The sequence below is a fragment of the Streptomyces sp. MMG1533 genome (genome assembly GCF_001279775.1).
Classification (GTDB): domain Bacteria; phylum Actinomycetota; class Actinomycetes; order Streptomycetales; family Streptomycetaceae; genus Streptomyces.
In genome coordinates this window covers 283,733-310,438 of the sequence record NZ_LGDG01000001.1, presented here as the reverse complement: position 1 = coordinate 310,438, position 26,706 = coordinate 283,733, and the positions used below count along the sequence as shown (strand labels likewise).

Here is a 26,706-nt window from a genome sequence, read left to right as displayed (position 1 = left end):
CCACGGTAGGCGTACCGCGCACACCTCGCACACCGGGCGTTTCGGGGCGTACGCGTGCAGAATCGGAGCATGGATCTGCCGGTGATGCCGCCCGTGAAGCCCATGCTCGCCAAGTCGGTGGCGAGGATTCCGCCGGACATGCACTACGAGGCGAAGTGGGACGGGTTCCGGGCGATCGTGTTCCGCGACGGGACCGAGGTCGAGCTGGGCAGCCGTACCGGAAAGCCGCTCACCAGGTACTTCCCGGAGCTGGTGGCGGCGCTCAAGGAGCGGTTGCCCGCGCGGTGCGTGCTGGACGGGGAGATCGTCATCGCCCGGGAGGGGCGGCTGGACTTCGACGCGCTGACCGAGCGCATCCACCCGGCGGACTCCCGGGTGCGGATGCTGGCGGAGAGGACGCCGTCCTCGTTCGTGGCCTTCGACCTGCTGGCGCTGGCGGACGATTCGTTGCTGGACGCGCCGCTCGGCGACCGGCGCGCGCTGCTGACCACGGCGCTGGCCGACGCGACGGCCCCCGTGCACGTGGCGCCGGCGACGACCGACATCGACGTGGCGCGGCAGTGGTTCGAGCAGTACGAGGGAGCCGGCCTGGACGGTGTCGTCGCCAAGCCGCTCACCGTGCGCTACCTCCAGGACCAGCGGGCCATGTTCAAGATCAAGCACGAGCGGACCGCGGACGTCGTGGTCGCGGGCTACCGCTTCCACAAGAGCGGCCCGGTGGTCGGTTCGCTCCTGCTCGGCCTGTACGACGACCGCGGCGCCCTCCAGCACGTCGGCGTCTCCGCCGCGTTCCCCATGAAGCGGCGCGCCGAGCTGGTCGAGGAGCTGGAGCCGCTGCGCATGGACGACGTCGGGGGACACCCGTGGGCGGCCTGGGCCGAGGAGGCGGCGCACGAGACGGCCCGGCTGCCCGGGGCGCCCAGCCGCTGGTCCGGCAAGAAGGACCTCTCCTGGGTGCCGCTGCGGCCGGAACGGGTGGCCGAGGTGGCCTACGACCACATGGAGAACGGTGCGCGTTTCCGGCACACGGCCCGCTTCCGCCGCTGGCGCCCCGACCGGACGCCCGAGAGCTGCACGTACGCACAACTGGAGGAGCCGGTGCGCTACGACCTCGGCGAGATCCTCGGCGCCTCCTGACTCACGGCGTCATCAGCACCTTGACCGCGCCCTCCCGCTTGCGCTGGAACATCTCGTACGCGTGCGGCGCCTCGCTGAGCGGCAGCCGGTGGGTGGCGAAGTCGTCGACGCCGAGGGGGTCCTCGTCGGTGAGGTACGGGAGGATCTCGTCGCTCCAGCGGCGCACGTTCGCCTGGCCCATCCGGATCTGGATCTGCTTGTCGAACATCGTGAGCATCGGCAGCGGGTCGGCCATGCCGCCGTACACACCGACGAGTGAGAGCGTGCCGCCCCGGCGGACCAGTTCGATGGCGGTGTGGAGGGCGGCCAGCCGGTCGACGCTGAAGCGTTCCGCGAACGGCCCGCCGATCTTCCGGGGCAGCAGGGCCGAGGCCTGCTGGGCCATGCGGGCGGCGGCGCTGCCGTGGGCCTCGGTGCCCACGGCGTCGATCACGGCGTCGGGGCCGCGGCCGTCCGTCTCGTCGCGGATCGCCTGGACGAGTTCCTTCTCGTTGTCCAGGCTCCGCAGGTCGTACGTCTCCACACCCCGCGACCGTGCCCGGCGCAGCCGCTCGCTCACCAGGTCCACGCCGAACACCCGCCCGGCGCCGCGCAGTTGGGCGATGCGGCAGGCCATGTCGCCGATGGGCCCTAGGCCCAGCACGGCAACGCTGCCGCCCTGCGGGACGTCCGCGTAGGCGACCGCCTGCCAGGCGGTGGGCAGGACGTCGGAGAGGTAGACGAAGCGGTCGTCGGGCGGGCCCTCGGGGACCTTGATCGGCCCGAACTGCGCCTGCGGGACGCGCAGGTACTCGGCCTGGGCGCCCGGTACGGAGCCGTACAGGCGGGTGTAGCCGAAGAGGGCGGCGCCCATGCCCTCGCCGGTGACCTGGGTGGTCTCGCACTGCGTCGGCAGTCCGGTCATGCACATCCAGCAGTTGCCGCAGGCGATCTGGAAGGGCACCACGACCCGGTCGCCGGCCGCGAGGTCCGGCACCCCGGCGCCGACCTCCTCGACGATGCCCATCGGCTCGTGACCGAGGATGTCGCCTGGTGTCATGAACGCGGTAAGCACCTCGTACAGATGCAGGTCGGAGCCGCACAGCCCGGTGGAGGTGATGCGGATGACGGCGTCCGTCGGCTCCTGGATCGTCGGATCGGGCACGTTCTCCACCCGCACGTCCCGCTTGCCCTGCCAGGTCACTGCCTTCATCGCACGCTCCCCAGTTCACATCGGCGCGTCCGGTCTGCGTTGCGCCCGGGTACCCGAACTCCACCCGGCGAACCACCGCACCTGGGCCGATCGGCGTAGTAAACGCCGGTAATCAGATTCGATCGGGTATGGCCACGAATGAACTTATAAGCGCACAATCAATGGCAAGAGAATGGTGGCCACGGTGAGCATGGGACACGGAGCGCGCACGCGGCGCGCTGCTACGGCGGTGGCGCTGCTCGCCGTCGCGGCGACCGCCTCGCTGGTGGCGGGCTGTACGGGCGGACGCGGCACGGTCGAGGACGGGCGCGGACAGCTGCGCACGCCCACCGAGAGCGGCGGCGGGAGCCAGAGCGGCGCCGCCGCCGGTTCCGTACTCGCCGTGAAGATCGACAACGCCCGCACGGCGCGGCCCCAGACGGGCCTGAACTCCGCCGACATCGTGTACGCCGAGCAGGTCGAGGGCGGGATGAGCCGGCTGATGGCCCTCTACGCGACCAAGCTGCCGAAGGCCGTCGGGCCCGTGCGCAGCGCCCGCGAGTCGGACCTGGAGCTGCTGCGCCAGTTCGAGCAGCCGACGCTGGCCTTCTCCGGGGCCCAGGGCAAGCTGATGCCGCTGATCAACAACGCGCCGCTGGTCGTGCAGACTCCCGGCAAGGTGTCCGGCGCCTACTACCGCGGCACCGACAGGTCCGCACCGCACAACCTCTTCCTGCGCCCGGACCGGCTGCTGTCCGCCGCTCCCGGCACAGACGCGCTGACCACCGGCTTCCACTACGGCACCGCACCTTCCGGCGGGCAGCCGGAGACCTCCCGGACCGTGCGCTACCCGTCGGCGAGTTTCACCTTCACCTGGTCCGCGGACCGGTCCCGCTGGCTGGTGTCGATGGACGGGACGCCGACCGTGACGAGCGACGGGAAGCGGGTGGCACCGGCGACGGTCGTCGTGCAGTACGTGAAGGTGCGCGAGTCGGCCTTCTACGACTTCCTCGGCAACAACACGCCGTACACCGAGACCGTCGGCTCCGGGAAGGCGGAGGTGCTGCGCGACGGCCGGGCCTACGACGTGAACTGGTCGCGGCCGGAGGCCGCGGAGGGCACCGAGTTCACGACCAGCGGCGGTACGCCGGTGAACTTCGCCAAGGGCCAGGTGTGGGTGGTCTTCGCCAAGGCGTCGTGAGCCGCTGAGCGGGTTCGGGGCTGCGGGTTCAAGCAGCGGGTTCGAGCGGCGGGCCCGGGGCTGCGGTTCAGCGCTGGGTGACAAGAGGTTCCGTCGGGTTGCGGAGCCCCTCGGCCGCGTCCGAGACGCGCCGGATGAGGTCGAAGAACACGGTCTGCTCCTCGGCGGAGAGCGGGGCCAGGAAGACCTGGTTCATCCGGGCCGTGCGCACGGTCAGCTTGCGGTGGGTGCGCAGGCCCTCCTCGGTGAGGCGCAGCAGGAAGCGGCGGCCGTCCTGCGGGTCGCGCACCTTGTCGAGGAGCCCGCGCCGGCCGAGCCGGCTGATCACCTCGGCGATGGTCGACCGGTCCAGCCCCACGCGTTCCCCGACGGTCCGCTGGTCCAGGCGGTCCGGTTCCCCGACGAGCGCGTTGAGGACCGCGAACTGCGGCGAGGTGATCTCCTCGGAGACCATCGTGTTCCACAGCAGGTAGTGCGCCTGCTGGAGCCGCCGGGCCAGGTGCCCGGGGTGGGTCGTGAGGTCCAGCGCGGCCATCTGCGCTCCCGAGGTCGTATGCGTTGATGCACTGATTCATTGATGCACTGATTCGTTGGTGCACTGAACAATACCGGGCGGCGACTCGACTGTCTGCGGCACGCACATGTGAACTGACCTCGTATTTCTCCTGGGTCTTGACGCCTCGCCCCTCCGGTGGCAGCGTGAAGGACACCTCGCTGAAATAATCAGTGCCCTGACTAATTCGTGGACGGGTGCTCGGACGGGATGGGGCTTCACGGATGGACAAGGTGGTCGCCACGGCCCTGGAGGCGGTGGCCGATGTGCCGGACGGTGCGTCGCTCGCCGTGGGCGGTTTCGGGCTGAGCGGTGTGCCCAACGTGCTGATCCAGGCGCTGTACGCGCGGGGGGTCACCGACGTGAGCGTCGTCTCGAACAACTGCGGGGCGATGGACTCGGGCCTAGCCGTGCTGCTGTCGGCCGGGCGGATCGCCCGGGTGACCGGCTCGTACATAGGCGCGAACAAGGAGTTCGCCCGCCAGTACCTGGGCGGGGAGCTCGAGGTCGAGATGATCCCGCAGGGCACGCTGGCCGAGCGGCTGCGGGCCGGCGGCGCGGGGATCCCCGCGTTCTTCACACCGGCGGGCGTGGGCACGCAGGTCGCCGACGGCGGACTGCCGTGGCGCTACGACGGTCAGGGCGGCGTCGCGCTCGCCTCACCGCCGAAGGAGGTGCGGGAGTTCGACGGCGTGGAATACGTCCTGGAGCACGGGATCCGCACCGACTTCGCGCTGGTACGGGCGGCGAAGGGCGACCGCCACGGGAACCTGGTCTTCAACAGGTCCACCCGCAACTTCAACCCCCTCGCCGCCATGGCGGGCCGGATCACGATCGCCGAGGTGGAGGAGCTGGTGGAGCCCGGGGAGATCGAGCCGGACGCGGTGCACCTGCCGGGAATCTTCGTACAACGGGTGGTGGCACTCACCCCGGAGCAGGCAGCCGACAAGGGCATCGAGAAGCGGACGGTGAGTTCCTGATGGCCTGGACGCGTGAACAGATGGCCGCGCGGGCCGCGCGCGAGCTGGCGGACGGCCAGTACGTCAATCTCGGCATCGGCCTGCCGACGCTGATCCCCAACTACCTCCCGCCGGGCGTCGAGGTGATCCTCGAGTCGGAGAACGGGATCCTGGGCACCGGCCCCTACCCCACCGAGGACCAGGTCGACCCCGATCTGATCAACGCGGGCAAGGAAACCGTCACCGTGCTGCCCGGCGCCTCCTTCTTCGACTCCGCGCTGTCGTTCTCCATGATCCGCGGCGGGCACATCGACGTCGCCGTGCTCGGTGCCATGCAGGTGTCCGAGACGGGCGACCTGGCCAACTGGGCCATCCCCGGCAAGATGATCACCGGGATCGGCGGGGCGATGGACCTGGTCCACGGCGCCCGCACGGTCATCGTCGTGATGACCCACACCGCGAAGGACGGCTCCCCGAAGATCCTCGCCGAGTGCGCGCTGCCGCTCACGGGTAAGGCGTGTGTGAACCGGATCATCACCGACCTCGGCGTCCTGGACGTCACGCAGGACGGCCTGGTACTCGTCGAGACCGCGCCCGGCGTGAGCGTCGACGAGATCACGGCCAAGACCGACGCCAAGCTGACCGTCGCGGAGGGCCTGCGGTGAAGAACGTCTACATCGTCGACGCCGTCCGCACCCCGATCGGCCGCTACAGCGGCGCCCTCGCCGCCGTCCGCCCCGACGACCTGGGTGCGCACGCCATCCGTGAACTGCTCGGCCGTACACCCGAGTTGGACCCGTCCCGGATCGAGGACGTGTACTTCGGCAACGCCAACGGCGCCGGTGAGGAGAACCGCAACGTGGGCAGAATGGCGGCGCTCCTTGCCGGCCTGCCCACGTCCGTGCCGGGTGTCACCGTCAACCGGCTGTGCGCGTCGGGCCTGGAGGCCGTGATCCAGGCGGCCCGCGCCATCGCGGTCGGGGACGCCTCCATCGCCGTGGCGGGCGGCGTGGAGTCGATGACCCGGGCGCCGTACGTGCTGCCCAAGTCGGACAAGCCGTTCCCGGCCGGGCACGCCGAGCTGTACTCCACCACGCTGGGCTGGCGCATGGTCAACCCCAGGATGGAGCCGCAGTGGACGGTCCCGCTGGGCGAGTCGGCCGAGCTCATCGCCGAGAAGCACAAGATCAGCCGTGACCAGCAGGACGAGTTCGCGCTGAACAGCCACCGGAAGGCGGCGCGCGCCCAGCAGGCGGGCCTGTTCGACGCCGAGCTCGCGCCGGTGCCGATCCCGCAGCGCAAGGGCGAGCCGGTGGTCTTCGGCGCCGACGAGTGCGTACGGCCGGACGCGTCGCTGAGCGCCATGGCCAGGCTCAAGCCGTCCTTCCGTAGCTCCGGGGGAACGGTCACCGCCGGCAACGCATCACCGTTGAACGACGGCGCCGCCGCCCTGCTCCTCGTCGACGAGGAGGGCCTGCGGGCCACCGGCCGTGAACCGCTGGCCCGGGTCTTGGCGACCGGTGTCTCCGCCCTCGACCCGCACTACTTCGGCCTTGCCCCCGTCGAGGCCGTCAACCGCGCACTCGCCAAGGCACGCAAGGGCTTTGACGACCTGTCAGTGCTGGAGCTGAACGAGGCGTTCGCCGCCCAGGTGCTGGGTTGTGTCGCCGAATGGCCCGAGTTCGACCCGGCGATCCTCAACCCGCAGGGCGGTGCCATCGCCCTCGGCCACCCGCTCGGCGCGTCCGGTGCCCGTCTCGCCGGTACGGTCGCCCACCAGCTCGCCCGCAAGGGCAGTGGAATCGGCGTCGCCACCCTCTGCATCGGCGTGGGCCAGGGCCTCGCCCTCGTCCTCGAGCGCTAGGAAGCTTAGGAACCCCCATGACTCTCACCCAAGCGGACATCGACCTGGAGATCGCGGCCGAGCACGCCGCGTACGAGAAGCGCGTCGCCGACGGCGCCCCCGTCGAGCACCAGCCGCGCCGCGACTACGCCCCGTACCGCTCCTCGGTCCTACGGCACCCCAAGCAGCCGCCGATCGCGATCGACGTGAGCAAAGACCCGGAGCTGGTGGAGCTGTCCTCGCCCGCCTTCGGGGAGCGGGACATCACCGAGATCGACAACGACCTGACCCGGCAGCACACCGGCGAGCCGATCGGCGAACGCATCACCGTCTCCGGGCGCCTCCTGGACCGCAGCGGGCGCCCGATCCGCGGCCAGCTGGTCGAGATCTGGCAGGCGAACTCGGCCGGGCGCTACGCCCACCAGCGAGAGCAGCACGACGCCCCGCTGGACCCGAACTTCACCGGCGTCGGCCGCACGTTGAGCGACGACAACGGCTTCTACCGCTTCACGACCGTCCAGCCGGGCCCGTACCCGTGGCGTCAGCACGTCAACGCCTGGCGGCCGGCGCACATCCACTTCTCGCTGTTCGGTTCGGCGTTCACGCAGCGGCTCGTGACGCAGATGTACTTCCCGAGCGATCCGCTGTTCCCCTACGACCCGATCATCCAGTCGGTGACGGACGACGCGGCCCGGCAGCGGCTGGTCGCGACATACGACCACAGCCTGTCGGTGCCGGAGTTCTCGATGGGCTACCACTGGGACATCGTGCTCGACGGGCCGAACGCCACCTGGATCGAAGAAGGACGCTGACCTGCCATGACGAAGATCGACACAAGTCGTCCGGAGACCGTGCTGCCCACCCCGTCCCACACGGTCGGCCCCTTCTACGGCCACGCCCTGCCGTTCCCCGGCGGCGGCGACATCGCCCCGGTCGGCCACCCGGACACGATCGCCGTGCACGGGCACGTGTACGACGGCGAGGGCAGAGCGCTGCCGGACGCGTTCGTGGAGCTGTGGGGTCCCGACCCCGACGGCAACCTGCCGACGGTCGACGGCTCGATGCGGCGTGACCCGGCCAGCGGCGGCTTCCTCGGCCGCAACGGCGTGGAGTTCACCGGCTGGGGCCGCATCCAGACCGACGCCGGCGGCCACTGGTCGGCGCGGACCCTCAGGCCCGGTGCGCGGGGCCGGAGCGCCCCGTACCTCAGCGTGTGCGTCTTCGCGCGCGGGCTGCTGGTGCACCTGTTCACCCGGATCTACCTGCCGGGCGACGAGGCGGCGCTCGCCGCGGACCCGCTGCTCGCGCAGTTGGCCCCGGAACGACGCGACACGCTGATCGCCACCGACGGGGGCAACGGAACGTACCGCTTCGACATCCGCCTTCAGGGCGAAGGCGAGACGGTCTTCCTGGAGTTCGAGTGACTCCCCCACCCCTCGGGCGGGAGGTGCCCCCGGAAGGAACGGACACCGGCCTGCTCGCCCCCGGGTGGGCAGGCTCCCCGGCCGCGTACGCGACCAGCGACCGGGCCTGCCTGCAGGCGCTGCTGGACGCGGAGGCGGCCCTGACCCGCGCGCAGGCCGCGCGCGGGCTCGCCCCGGCCGAGGCGGCGACGGTGGTGACCGAAGCGGCCGACGCCGGCCGTTTCGACGTACGGTCGCTGGCGGAGCGTGCCCGGGGCGGCGGGAATCCCGTCATTCCGCTGGTCGCCGATCTGACGAAGGAAGTGGGCGAGGAGTTCGGGCCGTACGTCCACCGGGGTGCGACCAGCCAGGACATCCTGGACACGGCGATGATGCTGGTCGCCCGGCGCACGCTGGACCTGATCCTCGACGACCTCGGCCGCACCGAGCGGGCGCTGGCCCGGCTGGCCGCCGAGCACCGTGACACCGCGATGCCGGGGCGGACGCTGACCCAGCACGCCGTGCCCACGACGTTCGGGCTGAAGGCCGCCGGGTGGCGGTCGCTGGTGCTCGACGCGCGGGATCGGGTACGGCCCGTCCGGAACTCGCTGCCCGCCCAACTCGGCGGTGCGGCCGGGACATTGGCGGCCTTCACCGCCTACGGAGCTCAGGACGCGACCGCACTGCCGACGGACTGCGCCCGGGAGGCCGGGCTCGCCGCACCGGCGTTGCCCTGGCACACCCTCCGCACCCCGATCGCCGACCTCGCCGGCTGTCTGGCCTTCGCGGCGGGGGCCCTGGGCAAGCTCGCCGTGGACGTGCTCACGCTGTCCCGGACCGAGATCGCCGAGGTCACGGAGGGCAGCGGCGGCGGCTCGTCGGCCATGCCGCACAAGGCGAACCCCGTACGGTCCACGCTGATCGCCGCCGCCGCCAGGCGGGCGCCGCAGCTCGCGGCCACGCTGTACGGCTCGCTGGTCGCCGAGGACGAGCGGCCGGCCGGGGCCTGGCACGCCGAGTGGGAGCCGCTGCGGGACCTGCTCCGGCTGGTGGGCGGCGCCGCGCGCGACGCGGCCGAACTGACCGAGGGACTGCGGGTCCACGCGGACGTCATGCGCGAACACCTCGACCTCACCCACGGGTTGGTCGTCTCCGAGCGGCTGTCCGCGGAGCTGGCGCCCGTCCTCGGCCGCGCCCGCGCCAAGGAACTGCTCACGGACCTCGCGCGGCGTACGTACGCCGAGGGGCGGAGCCTGGCCGAACTCCTGTCAGAGCAACCCGAGTTGAAGGACATCGACCTCGACGAGCTCACCGACCCCGCCCGCTACACCGGCTCCGCCGGAGTCCTCACCGACCGTGCTCTGGAGCGACGTTGACCGACACACTCCTCAACCACCGTGCCGAGGGGGCCGCTTCCGCTCCCTCACTGCTGCTCGGGCCCTCGCTGGGCACGTCGTACGCCCTGTGGGACCAGGTCGCTCCCGAGCTGTCCGTCAGCCACCGGGTGATCCGCTGGGACCTGCCGGGACACGGCGGTTCGGCGGCCGACCTGATCGGGCCGGGGGCGACCGTCGGTGATCTCGCCGACCTGGTGCTCAGGCTCGCCGACTCCCTCGGCATCGAGCGGTTCGCGTACGCCGGAGTGTCGCTGGGCGGCGCGGTGGGGCTGCATCTGGCCGTGCACCATCCGCAGCGGGTGTCGTCGCTCGCGGTGATCTGTTCGTCCGCGCACTTCAACGGGTCCAAGGCGTGGGAGGAGCGGGCCGCACGCGTCCGGAGCGAGGGCATGGCGTGGCTGGCGCAGAGCGCCGACGCGCGCTGGTTCACACCCGGGTTCACCGTGCCACAGCTCGTCCAGGACCACCGGGACGCCGACCCCGACGGGTACGCGGCCTGCTGTGACGCGCTGGGCGCGTTCGACCTGCGCGAGCGGTTGGCGGAGATCTCCGCTCCCACTCTGCTGGTCGCCGGCCGCGAGGATCCCGCGACCCCGCCGACGCATCTGCGGGAGATCGCGGACGCGGTGCCGGGCGCCGCACTGGTGGAGATCCCGGGCGCCTCGCATCTGGCGCCCGCGCAGTGCCCAGAGGCCGTCCTGACCGCCCTGCGGGCACACTTCGACGGTGGCGCCAGGCGCGGTATGGAGGTGCGGCGCGAGGTCCTCGGGGACGCGCACGTGGACCGGGCGCAGGCCCGGCAGACGCCCTTCACCGCGCGATTCCAGGACTTCATCTCGCGCTACGCGTGGGGCGAGATCTGGACCGATCCGACGCTCAGCCGCCGTGAGCGCAGCATGATCACGCTGACGGCGCTGGTCGCGCACGGCCACTACGACGAGCTGGCGATGCATGTGCGGGCGGCACGGCGCAACGGCCTCACGCCCGAGGAGATCGGCGCGGTGCTGCTGCAGACGGCCGTGTACTGCGGGGTTCCGGCGGCGAACTCGGCGTTCGCGACCGCCCGGCAGGTGCTGGCGGAGGAGGACGACGACGCCGCCGCCGGGTGAGCCGGAGGGTGACCCTGCCGGGCGTAGCTTCAAGAGCACCACGCCGATGCCCCCGCCGCGTGCCTACGGTGGGGGCATGTCCACGATTCTGATCACCGGCGCGACCTCCGGTCTCGGCCGGTACGTCGCCTTCGAACTGGTCCGCTCCGGACACCTCGTCCTCGCCCACGGCCGCGACGCCGCCCGCACGCAGCAACTCGTTCAGGAGCTGCGCGGCGAGGGCACGGCCGAGGGGTTCGTCGCCGATCTGGCCTCACTGGCTCAGGTGCGCGAGCTGGGCGCCCGGGTCGCCGAGGCGCACCCCGAGCTCGACGTCCTCGTCAACAACGCCGGCGTGGGCAGCGGTCCGCGCGGCTCCGGACGCGAGGTGAGCGCCGACGGGCACGAACTGCGGCTGGCCGTCAACTACTTGGCGCCGGTCGCGCTGAGCCGAGCCCTGCTGCCCGTGCTCCGCGCGAACCCACCCGCGCGGATCGTCAACGTCGGCTCGGCCGGCCAGGAGCCGCTCGCCTTCGACGACCCCGAGCTCACCCGCGGCTACAGCGGTGTCTCGGCGTACTGCCGCAGCAAGTTCGCCCTCGCCGCGCACACGTTCACCCTCGCCGAGGAGCTGGAGGGCACCGGTGTCTCGGTGAACGTGCTGCACCCGGCGACGTACATGGACACGGCGATGGTCCGCGAGGCCGGCGTCAGCCCCTGGAGCTCGGTCGCCGACGGCGCCTCGGGCGTCCTCGCGCTGGCCACCCGGGAGCCGGGCAGCGGACGCTACTTCGACGGTACGCGGCCGTCGCGGGCGCACGAGGCGGCGTACGAGCCCGAGGTGCGGAAGCGACTGGCCGCCGTGACCGAGCAGTTGCTCGAAGGCTGAGCTACCGCAGCCCGCGCCCCGTCTCCAGCACCGCCCTCGCCTGCGCCACCAGGCCGTCCGCGCCGCAGGACCGTGCCAGCGCCAGGCCCCGGTTGAGTTCGGCGACCGAGCGGGCGAGGATGCCGTACTCGACGCGGGCCGCCGCGTGTTCGTACTGGCAGGGCGAGGCCTCCAGGTAGGCGACCGCCTGCGCGGCCAGCCGGACCGCACGCTGGCCGGTCTCCAGGGCGGCGGCGCAGCGCAGTGCCTCGCCGATGGCGGTGTCGGTGCCCAGGCGTTCGGCGTGCCGGCGGACGTCGGTGGCGAGCCGGCCGGCGCGGACCGGGTCGTCGGTGGCGAGGGCGCGGGCGAGGTCGAAGGCCCAGGGCACGAGCACCGGGTTGTGGTGACCGCGGACGGCGGCCGCCTTCTCGGCGGCCTCCAGTTCGTTGATGCCGTCCTTGGTGCGGCCGACGGCGAGCAGGAGGCGGCCACGCACGGAGCGGGGGTCGGGCAGCACGATGGTGGAGGGGTAGGGCGGGGCGAAGCCGTGCTGTTCGGCGATCGCCCAGGCCTCGTCGACGTGGCCGCGGGCGAGCAGGGTGTCGACGAGGTTGCAGGTCGCGGTCCAGTACAGGGGCAGGCCGCGCCCGACGCGTTCGGCCAGGCGCAGGGACTCGCGCAGGGACGTCTCGGCCTCCCGGAGCCGGCCGCGCCTGCGGTGGCCGACCCCGACGTAGGCGTGGGCCAGGGCGAGGTGGCCGCCGCTCCAGCCGGCCGACTCGTAGGCGCGCAGGGCCTCGCTGTACAGGGCGTCGGCCCGGTCGAGGCGGTCGGTGTAGGCGTACGCATTGGCGAGCATCAGGAGCAGTTCGACGCCCCACTCGGTGTCGGTCCAGTCGAGTCCGGGGGCGAGCCGGCCGTTGACGAGGGAGCGGTCGCACAGGTCGACGACCTCCTCGGCGCTCTCGCCGTGGGTCATGGCGTCGAAGCCGCGCAGCATGAGCAGGGCGCGCTCGGAGTTGTCCCGGCCGGTGCAGGTACGGGCGAGTTCGGCGAGGCGCTCGGAGCGGCCCGGCGAGGTGGTCTCGCCGGCGTGGAGGCCCTCCCACATGTACTGCACGGCCTGCAGCCGCATCCGGGCGGGGCCGGCCTCGTGCCGGGCGGCCTCCGCCTCGACGGTGCGGACGGCCTCCTCCAGCTGGTCGTTGTGCAGGAGTGCCTGGGAGAGGCGGAAGACGGCGTCGACGCGTGCGTCGCCGTCGAGGCCCGGCATGGCGAGCGCGGTCTGGAGGTGGTCTATGGTCCTGGCCGGCGCGGTCAGGAGGGTGGCGCAGCCGAGTTCGAAGAGCACGCGCGCGTGCACCTCGGGCTGCGGCGGTTCGAGCAGGGCGCGTTCCAGGCAGCGGCGGGCGGCGTCGGGGGCGCCGACGGCGAGGTGGTCGCGGGCGGCCTCGCGCAGCTGTTCGACGAGTTCCTCGTCGTCGTCCGGGTGGACCTGGAGGAGGTGGCGGGCGGCTGCCGCGGCGCCGAGCCCGGAGTCGGTGACGACCTGGGCGGCGATGCCGTGCATGGCGGTGCACAGGGCGGGCGGGATGGAGTTGTAGACCGCGGTGGCGATCAGCGGGTGCACGAACTCCAGGTCGCCGTCGGCGGCCTGGCCGCCCGCCGGGTCGGGCGCGGTGAGTATGCGGGCGTTGCGCAGCAGTTCGGCGCAGCGCACGGCGTCGTCGCGGCCGAGGGTGGCGAGCTTGGCCACCAGGTCGACGGAGATGCCGGTGCCGAGGATGGCCGCCGCCCAGGCGAACCGGGTGGCGTCGATGCCGAGTTCCTCCAGGCGGGCGACGAGGCCGCCGCCGCGGGCGGAGCGGTTGAGGGCGCGCAGTTCGCCGGCCGCGCTCTCGGTGGGCTCGAGTTCGCTGTCCTGGACCTTGGCGAGGAGTTCGACGGCCTCGTAGGGGTTGCCGGCGGTGACGGCCCAGACCTCGCGGCAGAACGCGGCGTCGGCGTGCTCGCCCAGGGTGGCGCGGGTGAGTCCGGCCGTGGCGTCCGGGGTCAGGGCGCTCAGGATGGTGGCGGGGAGGCCCGCGGTGGCGCCGACCGCGTCGAGGAGCCGGGCGCTCTCGCCGGTCACGTCGCCGGGGCGGCGGGCCACCACGACCAGGACGGACAGGTCGTCCAGGCGCTCGGTGAACGCGGCGAGCCAGCGCAGGGTCTCCTGGTCGGCCCAGTGGGCGTCGTCGATGAGCAGGACGAGCGGCCAGTCGCGCCGGGACAGCCGGCGTACCGCGGTGACCAGGCCGTCAGTGACGCCCTGCGGGTCGGCCTGCCGCTCGCCGGGGTCGGTGAGGCCGAGGGCGGGGCCCGCGATGTCGTACCAGTCGCCGAGGTACTCGCGGGCCTCTTCCGGCATCAGCGACATGAGGGTGGGTTGCAGCAGTTGCCGTACGACGTTGAAGGGGACGGACTTGAGGGTCTCGCCGCCGCGCGCCGACCACACCGTGCAGCCGCGTTGTTCGGCGATGCGTCGGGTCTCGGCGAGCAGGGCGGTCTTGCCGAAGCCGGCCTCGCCGCGGATCATCAGCAGACTGCCGGTGGAGGAGCTGTCGGCGCCCAGGGTGTCGATGGCCCGTACGACGGCGGCGACTTCCTCGTCGCGCTCCCACAGCGAGGCCGGGGCGGCCGCCAGGGGCCGTACCTCCGTCATCGCGCTACCTCCCCAAGTCGCCCGAACGACGTACAGACCTTGAGCGTAGCCGTCCGGATGCCGAAGCGGAGGCCGGTCCGGGTACCTGTTGCCGTGACGGGAGACGCCGGGTAGGGGAGGGCGAAGGGCCCTGCCCGCGACCGGCCGCCACAAACCTGACCATCAGTCAGAAATGCCCGGGAAGGGCCATCCGCACGGAAGATCGGGAGGGACTCATCGGCGCGGAAAAGACTCGGTTCGGTCACTTTGGGCCGGGACGGACTGCGGCTTCCGCCGCCCGCACGGGAAAGACCGGTACGACTCGTCCCGGGATAGGGCGAATTCGCCACTCTCCCCTCTCATGCCTCTTTCACCGAGGCCTCATACGGTGGGGACATGACGCAGGTGACTCCCCCCGGGTGGTATCCCGACCCCGGGCAGACAAGTGACGGTCCCGCCACCGAGCGCTGGTGGGACGGCAAGGCATGGACGGACCAGACCCGCCCCACGGGATCGGCCGCCGCGTGGGGTCCCCCGGAGGTACCGGTGGGCGCCGGGGCGTTCCCGGCGCATCCGGGTTATCCGGGGTATCCCGCGCAGCCGCCGGCCGGCTCGCGACGCGGTCTGCGCACGGGCATAGCCGTCGCGGCGGCCGTGGTGGTCCTCGCGTGCATAGGCGTGGGCGTGTACGCGCTCTCCGGTGACGAGGGCGGCAGCGACAACACCGCCAACTCCCAGGGGCCGGGCGGACAGGGCGGCCCCGGCGGCCAGGACGGTTCCACGGGCGGCCAGGGCGGCCCGGGCGGCGGCAACGGCGGTTCCGGCGGCGACGGGGACTCCGACGGCCCCTCGCCCTCGCCCGACCAGTCCGAGGCGCCGAAGATCGAGAGCGGTTCGGTGACCGACCCGATCGACGGGATCAGCCTGCCCATACCGGACGACTGGTACGGCCAGCAGATACAGGTCGGCGCGTCGGTCACGTCGAACGACTCCTACGACTGCCCCGGCGACACCTCCAAGTCCTGCACGAAGGGCGGCGCGTACTCGGCTCCGGCCCTGGCGCTCGGCACCAAGGGCACCACGGCCGAGGAGGTCGCGAAGGCGGACATCTCGGCCGGCGCCGAGGAGTCCTACGGCGGCGCGACCTACGGCAAGATCACCTCGCACGACGTGCTGGCGTCCAAGGCCGTGACCGTGGCCGGGCAGAAGGGCTATCTGGTCCGCTGGAAGGCGGTCACCAGCAAGGGCTCCGACGGCTATGTCCAGTCGCTGGCCTTTCCCTCCCCCGCGAACTCCCAGCAGATGGTCGTCGTCCGCTTCGGTGTCGACGTGGAGGAGACGCAGGCCGTGCTCGACGAGATCACCAAGGGCATCAAGGTGTCGACGGGCGGCGGCAGCGGCCAGGACGTCTGACGTCCGATCCCGAGAACATGTCGGCCGGGTGGGGCACCTCTCCGCTCAAGAGGAACCCCACCCGGCCGGGGGGTGCGCGCCGCCCCCGTCCCCACGGTGCGGCGCGAGCAGGTCACCGTCCGGTCATCCCGCGGACGGCGGCCTGAGTCCTAGGTCAGGCCCAGTGCGGGCAGCACCGCGGCCTCCACGAACCGGACCAGGTAGTCCGGGTCGGCATACTTGCCCTCCAGGACGGGCCGCGCGCGCAGGACACCGAACATCTGGGCCGGGATGTACTCCAGCGCCGGATGGCCGGCGGCGACCTCACCGCGCTCGACGCCGCGTCGCAGGATCTCCTGGAGCGCGGCGATCTCCGGCTCGACGAGCGCCTCGCGCAGCGCCAGCGCGAGCTCCTCGTCCTGAGTGACGGCGTGGCCGAGCGCCTGGACCAGCTTGGTGTCGCTCATCGACCAGGCGCCCGCCGCCCGAGCGGCCTGGCGCAGGTCCTCGGCGAGCGAGCCGGTGTCGATGCCGGCGAAACGCACCCGACGGCTGCCACGCAGGGCCGCCGCCACGAACTGGGGCTTGGTCTTCCACTGCCGGTACAGCGTGGACTTGCTGCAGCGGGTGCTGGAGGCGACGCCGTCCATGGTGACGGAGTCGTAGCCGCATTCGCGGATCTGGTCGAGTACGGCGTCGAAGAACTCCCGCTCTCGCTCCGGCGTGATCTTGGAGCGGCGCGAGGCGGCGACCGTCTCCGGTCCGTCCGCGGCCTGCGACGTCATCTGCCCTTCTCCTCACTCGGTTCCAGGGCGGGAGGCCCCGCCCTTCCAGTGTGTCGTACGTCAATCGATACTCCAGTGTACCGGTACGGCGGCGTATCGGTACACTGGCGTATCGGTACACTGTCGTACCGGTACTCAGTCGTATCGATGAGTTCCGGCCGTTCGGCGGGTCACCAGACCGTCCGGCGTCAGCACACGCACCACCGTCAGCGAAAGGGCCGGGGGATGAATGCCCGCACCGAGCCTTCCCAGGCGGCGCCGAGCGCGATAGCGCGGCCGCCGCTCGTCCGTGAGCTCCTGCTCGTCGTAGGGCTCTTCCTCGTCTACAAGTTCGGCCGGCAACTGGCGACGGGCCACACCGGCGAGTCCTTCCACAACGCGCACCGCGTGTGGGACCTGGAACGGACGCTCCACCTGCCCGGCGAAGGCTCGGTGCAGTCCCCGCTGCTGCACGGCGACACGCTCGCGCAACTCGCGAACACCTATTACGCGACCGTCCACTTCCCGGCCACCCTGGCCTTCCTGATCTGGCTCTACCTGCGCCGCCCGGCGCACTACGTGTGGGCCCGCCGCGCCCTGGCCGCACTCACCGCCGCCGCGCTGGTGGTGCACCTCCTGTTCCCGCTGGCCCCGCCGCGCATGCTCGCCGCCACCGGCCTGGTGGACACCGCACGGATCTACGGCCCCTCCGTGTACGGCCCGCCGCAGACCGACCACCTCTCGAACCAGTTCGCCGCGATGCCGTCGCTGCACTTCGGCTGGGCGCTGATGCTGGCGATCGGCCTGATCGTCGCCACCCGGTCCCGCCTGCGCTGGCTGTGGCTGCTGCACCCGCTGCTGACGCTGCTGGTCATCGTGGGGACGGCGAACCACTACTGGCTGGACGCGGTCGTGGCCGGCGCCCTGCTCGGCCTCGCCCTCGCGGTGATCCACCTGCCGCACCGGACGGCGAGCACCGCCGGACGCGCTCAGGACCGGCTCGTACCCGCCGAGGAGCAGGTTCTCGTGGGAGCGGGCCGATGAACGCCACCCTTCTCGCCGTCGTCCTGTCCCTGTTCTCCTCCGTCGCCTACGCGTCCGCGGCCGTCGCCCAGGAGCGGCTGGCCTCCCGCAACCCGGGCTCGGGCATGCAGCGGCTGCTGCGCTCGGGTGCCTGGTGGGGGTCGGTCGTGCTCAACGCGTCGGCCGCGCTGCTGCACGTCGTCGCCCTGAAGTACGGACCGCTGACCGTGGTCCAGCCGCTCGGCGCGCTCACCCTGGTCGCGGCGGTGCCCATGGGGGCGCGGGTCGCGGGGCGGCGGGTCAGCGCCACGGAGTGGCGGGGCACCGCGCTGACGCTCCTCGGTCTGTCCGCGATCCTGGTCACGGCGTCCGGGCCGGCGCCCGACGACGTGCTGAGCGTGCCCGAGGCGGTCGCGGTCGCGGGCGTGACGGCGGCCCTGATCGGCGCGCTGGCACGGCCGGGCGCGCGGCCGGGCCTGCGGCACGCGTCCGCGTCGGGCTTCGCCTCCGGTGTCGCCTCGGCACTCACCCAGACCGTGACGGTGGCCGTGACGGACCGCACGCAATCGCTGCTCAGCGTGGAGGTGATCGGGGTGGCGCTGCTCGTCGCGGCCTTCGCGACCGGCGGACTGCTGCTGTCCCAGACGGCCTACCGGGGCGGCCTCGGCGCCCCGCTCGCCGTGGTGACCCTGGCGAACCCGGTGGCCGCCGCCGCGATCGGCCTCGCCCTGCTCGGCGAGCGGCTGCAGGGCGGCGCGGCGGGCGTACTGCTCGCCCTGGCGGGGGCGGGGCTCGCGGCCTGGGGCGTGGTGCTGCTGTCGCGCGTGACACCCGCCGCGGACCTGGCCGGTATCGGCCACGAGGAACACCCGGTGGCCGCGGTCCTGGCGCTGAAGCCGGAGTCGGCGACGCCCGAACCGGCGTTGGTGCCCCGGCCGTCCGAGCCGGGACACCTCACTCCCCTGTGACCGGGCTCAGCCCAGTCCCCGCGAGTCCTGCTTGAGCGCCGTGTCGACGGTCAGCGCCGTCGCCACGACCAGGCTCAGCAGCGGCTCGGGCAGCTGGTAGTGGATCTGCAGGACGTAGTTGTCCGCGGTCGTGAACATCGTCTTGGCGAGGCCCTCCCAGGTCTTGGTGATCCGGGCGACCTCCTTGTCGGTGTGGTCGACGATCGCGAAGTTCCACGCGCGCCAGTTCTCCGCCTTGATCGCGCCGACCTGCCGGCCGTCGACGTTCATCGCGAAGTTGATCTTGCCGATCATGTTCTGCTGGACGATCTCACCCACCGGCTGACCGTCCGGACGCGCCACGATCACCCGCGACTTGAGGAACTTCGCGGGCCGGGTCAGCAGCAGCACGGGCCGCCCGTGCGCGTCGCGGATCTCCAGCTTGTGCGTCATGAACTGGTCGACGCTGGCCACGAAGCGCAGGACCTTCTTCAGCGCGCTCTGCCCGACCTGGACGACCGAGCCGAGCTGGTTGCCGTTCTGGTCCATGACCGTGTACTCGTTGGTCAGCTCGATCAGCTTGGCCTTCTGGTTCACCACCAGGACCGGCTCGCTGAACAGGCTGCCGCCGCCGGGGCCGCCCGCGACGACCCCGGCCTGCTGCTGCACCTGCCGCTGGACGCGCGGGTCCGGGCCGGCCGGCTGCGCCGGCATCTGCGGCGCCGCCTGGGCCTGCTGACTCGGGTTCGTGTGCTCGGTCCACTGCGCGCCGTCCCAGTAGCGGAGCGTCTGAGCCGCTCCGTGCGGATCCGGGTACCAGCCTGCAGGTGTGTTCGATTGCGTGGTCACCGAGGCACACTATCCCGAGCCTACCGGTGGCTGACCAGCCCGGACCTGCGCCCTCCGGAAGGCTTTACCCAGTCATGACGGCCGGGTCGCTGACGCCCGGGCGCCCGTTCTCGACGTGTCCCGCGAACCTCCGCAGGAACGCCGGGTCGGCCTCGGACGTGACGGTCAGGTCGTACCAGCGCCTGCTCACCGCGAGGCCGAAGGTGTGCTTCACGGTGGCTCCGGCGCGCACGGTGAAGGTCCGGGCCCGGTCGCCGTATCCACTGCCGACCTTCAACCGCGCCGTGCCGGAGGCCTTGTTGGTGAAGGTCAGCTCCACGTCGTCGCCGGTGTGGCGCGCGGTGACCTCGGGTCCGGCGTTCTGGTTCGGCCCCTTGAAGACCCGCAGGAAGCCGTTCGGGCCGTGCACGCTCAGGTCGTACGAGCCGTTCGAGTACGCCGAGTTCCAGACGTCCGCGACCGTCTTGCCGGCCTCGGTGGTGTAACTCCAGGGGCCGTCGGTGCGGTTGCCGGAGGTCACCAGGAACGCGGCACCGGCCTTGGCGCCGGAGGCGAAGGTGAGCGTGAACTTCCCGTTCGCCGGGTCGACCGAACCGTCCACGTACGGGGCGTACTTGAGGGGGCGGGCGCGGCGCAGGCCGCGTTCCTGCCGGGGCAGGGACGGGTTGGCGGGCGGGGTGGGCACGTAGTCGGGGTGACGCTCGCGGTCCGGCGGCTCGTAGCCGTCGGTGTCGGGCAGCGCGACCGGCCCGGTGTCCTTGCGGGAGAAGTCGAACGCGGCGGTCAGGTCGCCGCAGACCGCGCGCCGCCAGGGCGAGATGTTCGGCTCGTGGACACCGAAGCGGTTCTCCATGAACCGGATGATCGAGGTGTGGTCGAGGGTCTCGGAGCAGACGTACCCGCCCTTGCTCCAGGGCGAGACGACCAGCATGGGCACGCGCTGGCCGAGCCCGTACGGCCCGGCGACGCTCTTGCCGTCGCCCTTGAACAGATCGGGCCCGGCGTCGACCGTCGACCTGCCCTGCGCGGCGGAGCCCGGCGGGAACGGCGGGACCAGGTGGTCGAAGAAGCCGTCGTTCTCGTCGTAGGTGATGAACAGGGCCGTCTTCGCCCACACCGCCGGGTCACAGGTCAGTGCGTCGAGAACCTGGGCGATGTACCAAGCGCCGTAGTTCGCGGGCCAGTTGGGGTGCTCGGTGAAGGCCTCGGGGGCGACGATCCAGGAGATCTGCGGCAGCTTGCCGCCCTTGACGTCGGCCTTCAGCCGGTCGAAGTAGCCCTCGCCCTTGGTGTGGTCGGTGCCGGTGCGGGCCTTGTCGTACAGCGGGTCGCCGGGCTTCGCGTTCCGGTACTGGTTGAAGTAGAGGAGCGAGTTGTCGCCGTAGTTGCCGCGGTAGGCGTCCTCGATCCAGCCCCAGCTGCCGTCCGCGTCGAGGCCGTCGCCGACGTCCTGGTAGATCTTCCAGGAGATCCCGGCCTTCTCCAGGCGCTCGGGATACGTCGTCCAGCCGTAGCCGACCTCGTCGTTGCCGAGGACCGGGCCGCCGCCCGTGCCGTCGTTGCCCGTGTAGCCGGTCCACATGTAGTAGCGGTTCGGGTCGGTGGAGCCGATGAACGAGCAGTGGTAGGCGTCGCAGATGGTGAAGGAGTCGGCGAGCGCGTAGTGGAAGGGGATGTCCCCGCGGTTCAGGAACGCCATGGTCGTGGCGCCCTTGGACGGCACCCACTTGTCGTACTTGCCCGCGTTGAAGGCGGCGTGGCCGTCGTTCCAGCCGTGCGGGAGGTCCTGGAGGAAGGCCATGCCCAGGTCGTCCGCGTCGGGGTGGAAGGGGAGGACGTCCTTCGTGCCGTCCGACTGGTGCCAGACCGACTTGCCGTTCCGGAGGGTGACCGGACGGGGGTCTCCGAAGCCGCGTACACCTCTGAGCGATCCGAAGTAGTGGTCGAAAGAACGGTTCTCCTGCATCAGGACGACGATGTGCTCGACGTCCTCGATCGTCCCCGTGCGGTGGTGGGCCGGGAGCGCGGCGGCACGCTGGATGCTGTTGGACAGCGCGGTGAACGCCGTGGTGGCGCCGGTGAGCTGAAGGAATCGGCGCCTGTTGACGTCGGGCATGAGTGGGCCTCTCATCCTGGTACGGATGGCCGGAACATGACGGAATACGCGCGAAAGGAGTGTTCCAAGAGCACCAAACGTCAGGGAAGGGTCTGGTGGCGTTGATGTGAAAGTCGTCGGTACGGGGGGTGTGCCGGGGCCGGAGTGGGGGGATGGTCGCGATCATGACAGAGACGCACACCTCGGCGTCCACGCCGACGAAACGGCCCGTACGCCAGCTCCTCGCCGCCTCCGTGGGCAACGCCGTGGAGTGGTACGACTGGTACGCCTACACGTTTCTGGCCACCTACATCGCCGCCGAGGTCTTCCCCAGGAGCGCGGACAACTCGCTGGTGCCGCTGCTGTCGACCTTCGCGGTGTTCGCGGTGGGTTTCTTCATGCGGCCGGTCGGCGGGCTGCTGATGGGCGCGATCGCGGACCGGCAGGGGCGGCGCGCGGCGCTGACGGTCACCATCCTGCTGATGGGCGGCAGCAGTCTGCTGGTCGGGCTGACGCCGACGTACGAGGCGGTCGGCGTCCTCGCTCCGGTGACCCTGGTCCTCGCGCGGCTGCTCCAGGGGCTGTCGGTGGGCGGGGAGTTCGCCGCCTCGACGACCTTCCTGGTCGAGTCGGCGGGCCCGGGCCGGCGTGGACTGTTCTCCAGCTTCCAGTACGTGTCGACGACCGCCGGGCAGCTCGTCGCGTCCGGCCTCGCCACCCTGCTGGTGGACACGCTGAGCGAGGGGCAGATGAACGGCTGGGGCTGGCGGATCCCCTTCGTCGTCGGGGCCGTGCTCAGCCTGGTCGGCTTCTGGATCCGGCAGGGTGCGCAGGAGACCCGCAGCCAGGAGCAGCAACAGGCGCCGCGCCCCGGCCTGTTGGAGGCGCTGCGCCGCCATCCGCGCGAGTCCCTGCTGATCTGCGGGATCACGGCGGGCGGCACGATCGCGTACTACACCTGGACCTCCTACCTGCCGACGTACGCCGAACTCAACGCCGGCATCGACAAGTCGGACGCACTGCTCGCGGGCACGATCTCGCTCGCCTTCTTCGGCCTGCTCCAGCCGCTCGGCGGCCTGCTCTCCGACCGCTTCGGCCGCCGCCCGCTGCTCCTCTTCTTCGGCCTCGGCTTCGCCCTGCTGAGCGTGCCGCTGCTGCACGCCCTGCGCGACTCGTTCGCGGTCCTGCTGCTCGTGCAGTGCGCGGGCATGGTGCTGCTGACCGGGTTCACCTCGATCAGCGCGGCGGTGAACGCCGAGGTGTTCCCGCCGCGGGTGCGCGCGGCCGGCATCGGGTTTCCCTACTCGCTGACGGTGGCGTTGTTCGGCGGTACGGCACCGTATGTGGGCACGCTCTTCAAGGAGTTGGGCCACACCGGACTCTTCCCGTGGTACGTCGCCGTCCTCTGCCTCGTGTCCTCGCTGGTGTATCTGCGACTGCCGGAGACGGCCCACACGGAGCTACGGCGCTGAGGTCCACTGCTGCGCCACGGCCTTTCCCGCCCGCAGCGCGGCCACGGGGTCGGCCGCCTCGTCCAGTTCGATGAGCACGGTTTCCGCACCAGGGGTTCGAGCCATCGCCTCCGACCACCCCGCCCAGTCCACGATGCCCGTACCCAGTTCGGTCATGTAGGACTGCTGCTGGGCGAAGACCGTTTCGTCGATGGTGAGTTCCACGTCGATGGGCCTGACCGCGTCCTTCCAGTGCGAGGGCGATCGGCGTCCTCGCCGAAGGCCAGGGCGTGGAACATGCCGGGCGTCAGGTCGGTGAGACTGTCCGCGACCTCTCGCACCACCTCGGCGCCCGTGTACATGCTCCAGCCGCTCGGCGGCCTGCTCTCCGACCGCTTCGGCCGCCGCCCCCGACGCAGCGAACTCACCGGTCTGCGGTGCCTCCGCCGGTACCGCAGACCGGTGAGTTCCTCGCTCTGCGTCCGCTCTCAGTGGAGCCGAGCGGTCAGGTGGTACCGGCCGGACGGGAGCCGGTACGAGGACGCCCCGTCCGCGTGGCCGAGGAAACGCACGCCGTCCGCTCGCGCCAGGGGAATGCGTCCCTCACGGACCGCATCGGCCCAGGCGGCCGGAAGGCGCAGGGTCGCCTCGCTGTTCGCGGGCACGACCGCGTCGTACACCAGGGTCCGGCCCGCGTCGTCGACGGCCCATTCGCTTCTGATCTCGCCGTACGGCGACTCGTACGAGCCGGACACCTGCGTGATCCTGCCGGTGGGATCGATGTGGGGTTGCAGCAGGAAGCGCTTGAAGCCGGGGCTGTCCGGGTCGCGGGCGATGCCGGCCATGTACGCGTACATCCACTCCATGATCGCGCCGTAGGCGTAGTGGTTGAAGGAGTTCATGCTCACCGGGCCGAAGCCGGCGTCATCGGAGTAGGAGTTCCAGCGCTCCCAGACGGTGGTGGCACCGTTCTTCACCGAGTACAGCCAGGACGGCAGCGCGTCCTGGTGCAGCAGCTTGTACGCCAGGTCCGCGCGGCCCTCCTCGGTGAGGACGGGGGCGAGGACGTTGACGCCGAGGAAGCCGACGGACAGGGTGTTCTCGGCGTACCTGACCCGGCTGCTGTTCGGATGCGCGGCCTTGTAGGCCGCGTCGTTGCCGATGTTGTCCGCCAACAGCCCGACGAGCGTGCGGCGTTGGGCCTCGGACTCGTAGAAGCCGAGCTTCAGGACCCACAGCAGCGCCGACTGGCTGTTGTCCTCCGTCTTCTGGTTCGGGTCGGCGCCCGGCTCGATCGGGGAGGCGTCGCCGAGGCTGGACTTCACCGTGACCGTGCCGCCCTCGGTGTTCAGGTACTTGGTGATGAACGCCTGCTTGATGCGTCCGAAGAGCTGCTCGTACGCCTCCCCCTGAGCCGCCTTGCCGATCGCTCGGGCCATCTGCGCCATCAGCCGCGCGGCATAGCCGTAGTAGACGTCGCTCATGAGCTGGGCACTGGTCTTCTGCGGCGCCAGCCAGTCGCCGGTGAGGGATCCCTGTCCGGCGTAGGTGTCGCCGGTCTGCTGCCGGATCCAGTCCAGGTAGCGGGTCATCGCGGGCCAGCTGTCCTCGACGACGGCCGCGTCACCGGTCATCTGCCACACGGTCCACGGCACGATGACACCGCAGTCCGCCCAACCGCTCCCGCCGCCGGGCCAGTTGTACCTCCCGCCGGGGGCGACTCCGGTGAACTGCGCCTTGTCCATGCCGTAGATGACCTGGGAGTCGACGACGGTGTCCTGGAAGTGGCTGAGGAAGACACCCGCGTCCGCGTTGTACAGGCCGGTCGTGGAGAAGACCTGCGTGTCGCCGGTCCAGCCGAGGCGTTCGTCGCGCTGCGGGCAGTCGGTGGGCACCCAGAGGTAGTTGCCGCGCTGGCCCCACCGTATGTTGCCCGCCAGTTTGTTGACGTCGGGATCGTTGGTGGTGACGGTGCCGATCTCACGGATCGCGGACGTGGCGACCTTTCCGGTCAGGCCGGTGATCGTGACGGTGTCCGTCGCGGTGACGGACACGTACCGGAAGCCGTAGAAGGTCAGGGAGTCCTGATGGGTCTCGCCGTGCCGGTCGCCCTTCAGGACGTACGTGCTGGTGGCCTTGGCGCTGCGGAGGTTGGCCCGGTAGACGGAGCCCTCGGGGCCGTCCGCGCCGGCGCTGTCGTCGTTGAGCATCTCGCCGAACCGGAACTCGACCCGGGCTCCGGCCGGGCCGCGCAGGCCGTAGCGGGCCACCCCGACCATGTTCTGGCCGAGGTCGAACACGGCGGTCTCGCCACTGCCGATCGTGACCGGGGCGGAGGCCGCCTTCGCGGGATCGGTCACCGTCCGGGCGGGGTCCACGACGATGCGCCCCCTGCCGCCCGGGCTGCCGTCCTGTCCGGTCACTCCGGTCGCGACGGTGATCGACCGCGGTCGGCGGTCCCACTTCGACATCAGGCGTGCGGTCTCGCCCGGGTAGGCGAGGAGTCGCACGTCCGGGTACTTGTCCTCGAAGGCGACGCGTTCCACGTCCGACCATGCGGAGTCGTCGAACCCGTGCGCGGTCCAGCCCGGCAGCTCCATCCGGGCGTCGTAGGTCTGGCCGTCGTAGATGTCGTCGGCGCGGTAAGGGCCGGTGTCCGTGGCCTTCCAGCCGCCCTCCGGCGTGGAGACGACCGTCTGCGACGTCCCGTCGGCGTACCGGATCAGCAGCCTCGCCTTGACCGCCAGGGCGTTGCCGTCCTCCGCGTAGTACGTACTGCCTTCGGAGACGCGGCCGTTGTACCAGCCGTTGCCCAGGACGACGGCGAGAGTGAGCACCCGCTCCCGCCTCACGAGCTCCGTGACGTCGTAGGTCAGGTAGTTGAGGCGCGCGTCGTAGTTGGTCCAGCCCGGGGGCAGCAGCTCGATGGTGGTGCCGCCGTCCTGCGGCACGGTCAGGTGGTGTCCGTTGACGTACGCGTCGTACACGCCGAGGGCCGAGACGTACAGCCGGGCCTCGCGGACCGCGGGCCCCGATGCCCTGAGGTGTTCCTCCTTCCGCAGCATCGGTGCGCCGGCCGAGTCGGGAGCCTTCCCCTTCATCCCGATCCACTGCGCGCCGTCCCAACCGGCCACGCCGTCGGTGCTCATGAGGCCGGTCTCGAAGACGGAGGGGGATGCGGTACCGACCGCGCGGCCTTCGGCGTCCCAGACGGTGACGGTCCAGTGATAGCGGGTCGAGGCGCGCAGCGGCCTGCCCGCGTAGCGGACGGCCACGGAATCGGAGGAGCGGATGCGGCCGCTGTTCCAGACGTCCGCTCGGGCCGGCGTCAGTCTGTCGGCCGAGCTCGCCACGAGGATCTGGTACGCCCCTTGGCCGCGGCCTCGGGCCGACGACCGCATGCGCCAGCCGAGGCGCGGCCGGGCGGCGTCCACGCCCAGGGGGGCCGTGCGGTGTTCTGCGGTCAGCCCGGACACCGCGGCCTGCTCCTTGCGGCGGGAGGATGCCGCGTGCGCGGTGCCTCCGCCGCCCATGGCTCCGGCCACTACCGGCACGGCGACCGCCGACGCCGCGAGCACGCTCCGACGGCGGACTCCCTTGCCCCGTCCGCCGCGACGGCCGTTGTTCTCGGCCTCACGGTCCGTGCCGTCTTCGTCGTGTTGTGCATCGCTCACACCTTCATCCCTTCGGTCTTCACACGTGTTCCAGGGGCGGTCAGGAGCCGGCTCTGCGGTCGGCGCTCCTCTCATGAAACGTTTCAAGAGGACTGCTGGATCTGGCCTCCGTCGAGCGGGAGGCGGGGACGTGCGCCTGCCTGTCGGCTTCGTCGAACCGGGGTGGCTTGTCGTTCTTCGGGTCGGGAAGGCATCCGGGCGCCGG

22 protein-coding genes are annotated in these 26,706 nt (G+C 71.6%); 14 read left to right on the top strand and 8 right to left on the bottom strand.

The annotated features are described in order from the left end of the window. Positions 1-69 precede the first annotated feature (69 nt). Positions 70-1,137, top strand: a complete 1,068-nt coding sequence (locus ADK57_RS01335; RefSeq protein WP_053747421.1) for an ATP-dependent DNA ligase — start codon at positions 70-72, stop codon at positions 1,135-1,137. Between the two features lies 1 nt (position 1,138). On the opposite strand, the gene ADK57_RS01330 is transcribed toward ADK57_RS01335, so the two are convergent. Next, positions 1,139-2,329, bottom strand: a complete 1,191-nt coding sequence (locus ADK57_RS01330) for a zinc-dependent alcohol dehydrogenase (protein WP_053747420.1) — start codon at positions 2,327-2,329, stop codon at positions 1,139-1,141. A gap of 190 nt (positions 2,330-2,519) precedes the next feature. Between ADK57_RS01330 and ADK57_RS01325 the strand changes: the two genes are divergently transcribed. Beyond that, complete coding sequence (locus ADK57_RS01325; RefSeq protein WP_053747451.1) at positions 2,520-3,509, top strand: DUF3048 domain-containing protein; 990 nt, start codon at positions 2,520-2,522, stop codon at positions 3,507-3,509. Between the two features lie 67 nt (positions 3,510-3,576). Here the strand turns inward: ADK57_RS01325 and ADK57_RS01320 are convergent, their stop codons facing one another. Beyond that, positions 3,577-4,044, bottom strand: coding sequence for a MarR family winged helix-turn-helix transcriptional regulator (locus tag ADK57_RS01320; protein WP_053747419.1), 468 nt, complete (start codon positions 4,042-4,044; stop codon positions 3,577-3,579). Positions 4,045-4,286: 242 nt separating this feature from the next. On the opposite strand from ADK57_RS01320, the gene ADK57_RS01315 reads away from it, so the two are divergent. The 8 genes from ADK57_RS01315 to ADK57_RS01280 all read left to right on the top strand — a co-directional run bounded on the left by ADK57_RS01315 (position 4,287) and on the right by ADK57_RS01280 (position 11,641). Further along, positions 4,287-5,042 (top strand): CoA transferase subunit A, encoded by a 756-nt coding sequence (locus ADK57_RS01315; RefSeq protein ID WP_053747418.1) that lies wholly within the window; start codon positions 4,287-4,289, stop codon positions 5,040-5,042. Further along, entirely contained in the window at positions 5,042-5,686 is a 645-nt protein-coding gene (locus ADK57_RS01310) for a CoA transferase subunit B (protein ID WP_053747417.1), read from the top strand. The genes ADK57_RS01315 and ADK57_RS01310 overlap by 1 nt, the downstream gene beginning before the upstream one ends. Further along, a complete protein-coding gene (locus tag ADK57_RS01305; protein ID WP_053747416.1) occupies positions 5,683-6,885 on the top strand; it encodes a thiolase family protein in 1,203 nt (400 codons plus the stop codon). The genes ADK57_RS01310 and ADK57_RS01305 overlap by 4 nt, the downstream gene beginning before the upstream one ends. Before the next feature lie 17 nt (positions 6,886-6,902). Then, positions 6,903-7,676, top strand: coding sequence for a protocatechuate 3,4-dioxygenase subunit beta (gene pcaH, locus ADK57_RS01300; protein WP_053747415.1), 774 nt, complete (start codon positions 6,903-6,905; stop codon positions 7,674-7,676). A 6-nt stretch (positions 7,677-7,682) separates the two neighbouring features. Next, complete coding sequence (pcaG, locus tag ADK57_RS01295) at positions 7,683-8,288, top strand: protocatechuate 3,4-dioxygenase subunit alpha (RefSeq protein ID WP_053747414.1); 606 nt, start codon at positions 7,683-7,685, stop codon at positions 8,286-8,288. Then, positions 8,285-9,643: a 3-carboxy-cis,cis-muconate cycloisomerase gene (pcaB, locus tag ADK57_RS01290; RefSeq protein WP_107091450.1), complete on the top strand. Its 1,359-nt coding sequence runs from the start codon at positions 8,285-8,287 to the stop codon at positions 9,641-9,643. Before pcaG ends, pcaB begins: the two co-directional genes overlap by 4 nt. Continuing rightward, positions 9,640-10,773, top strand: coding sequence for a 3-oxoadipate enol-lactonase (pcaD, locus tag ADK57_RS01285; protein ID WP_053747412.1), 1,134 nt, complete (start codon positions 9,640-9,642; stop codon positions 10,771-10,773). Before pcaB ends, pcaD begins: the two co-directional genes overlap by 4 nt. 76 nt (positions 10,774-10,849) lie before the next feature. Next, positions 10,850-11,641 carry an SDR family NAD(P)-dependent oxidoreductase gene (locus tag ADK57_RS01280; RefSeq protein WP_053747411.1) on the top strand — a complete coding sequence of 264 codons (792 nt, stop codon included), beginning with the start codon at positions 10,850-10,852 and terminating at the stop codon, positions 11,639-11,641. A gap of 1 nt (position 11,642) precedes the next feature. On the opposite strand, the gene ADK57_RS01275 is transcribed toward ADK57_RS01280, so the two are convergent. After that, a complete protein-coding gene (locus ADK57_RS01275) occupies positions 11,643-14,327 on the bottom strand; it encodes an ATP-binding protein (protein WP_053747410.1) in 2,685 nt (894 codons plus the stop codon). A 375-nt stretch (positions 14,328-14,702) separates the two neighbouring features. Between ADK57_RS01275 and ADK57_RS01270 the strand changes: the two genes are divergently transcribed. Then, positions 14,703-15,719 carry a DUF2510 domain-containing protein gene (locus ADK57_RS01270; RefSeq protein ID WP_053747409.1) on the top strand — a complete coding sequence of 339 codons (1,017 nt, stop codon included), beginning with the start codon at positions 14,703-14,705 and terminating at the stop codon, positions 15,717-15,719. Positions 15,720-15,868: 149 nt separating this feature from the next. Here the strand turns inward: ADK57_RS01270 and ADK57_RS01265 are convergent, their stop codons facing one another. Next, the gene (locus ADK57_RS01265; RefSeq protein WP_053747408.1) at positions 15,869-16,483 is read right to left on the bottom strand and encodes a TetR/AcrR family transcriptional regulator; all 615 of its coding nucleotides are present in this window, start codon (positions 16,481-16,483) and stop codon (positions 15,869-15,871) included. Between the two features lie 225 nt (positions 16,484-16,708). Here ADK57_RS01265 and ADK57_RS01260 point away from each other — a divergent pair, with 225 nt between their 5' ends. Further along, a complete protein-coding gene (locus ADK57_RS01260; RefSeq protein ID WP_053747407.1) occupies positions 16,709-17,506 on the top strand; it encodes a phosphatase PAP2 family protein in 798 nt (265 codons plus the stop codon). After that, entirely contained in the window at positions 17,503-18,453 is a 951-nt protein-coding gene (locus ADK57_RS01255; RefSeq protein ID WP_053747406.1) for a DMT family transporter, read from the top strand. Before ADK57_RS01260 ends, ADK57_RS01255 begins: the two co-directional genes overlap by 4 nt. Before the next feature lie 6 nt (positions 18,454-18,459). Here the strand turns inward: ADK57_RS01255 and ADK57_RS01250 are convergent, their stop codons facing one another. Together ADK57_RS01250 and ADK57_RS01245 are read right to left on the bottom strand one after the other, a co-directional pair. Then, positions 18,460-19,281, bottom strand: coding sequence for a phospholipid scramblase-related protein (locus ADK57_RS01250; RefSeq protein ID WP_053747405.1), 822 nt, complete (start codon positions 19,279-19,281; stop codon positions 18,460-18,462). A 64-nt stretch (positions 19,282-19,345) separates the two neighbouring features. Continuing rightward, positions 19,346-21,397 (bottom strand): phosphocholine-specific phospholipase C, encoded by a 2,052-nt coding sequence (locus ADK57_RS01245; protein ID WP_053747404.1) that lies wholly within the window; start codon positions 21,395-21,397, stop codon positions 19,346-19,348. A gap of 152 nt (positions 21,398-21,549) precedes the next feature. Between ADK57_RS01245 and ADK57_RS01240 the strand changes: the two genes are divergently transcribed. Next, the gene (locus tag ADK57_RS01240) at positions 21,550-22,848 is read left to right on the top strand and encodes an MFS transporter (protein WP_053747403.1); all 1,299 of its coding nucleotides are present in this window, start codon (positions 21,550-21,552) and stop codon (positions 22,846-22,848) included. Here the strand turns inward: ADK57_RS01240 and ADK57_RS01235 are convergent. Next, positions 22,837-23,052 carry a hypothetical protein gene (locus ADK57_RS01235; protein ID WP_053747402.1) on the bottom strand — a complete coding sequence of 72 codons (216 nt, stop codon included), beginning with the start codon at positions 23,050-23,052 and terminating at the stop codon, positions 22,837-22,839. The two genes, ADK57_RS01240 and ADK57_RS01235, sit on opposite strands and share 12 nt — an antisense overlap. A gap of 263 nt (positions 23,053-23,315) precedes the next feature. Beyond that, positions 23,316-26,360: an alpha-L-rhamnosidase gene (locus ADK57_RS01230; RefSeq protein ID WP_053747450.1), complete on the bottom strand. Its 3,045-nt coding sequence runs from the start codon at positions 26,358-26,360 to the stop codon at positions 23,316-23,318. Positions 26,361-26,706 lie beyond the last annotated feature (346 nt).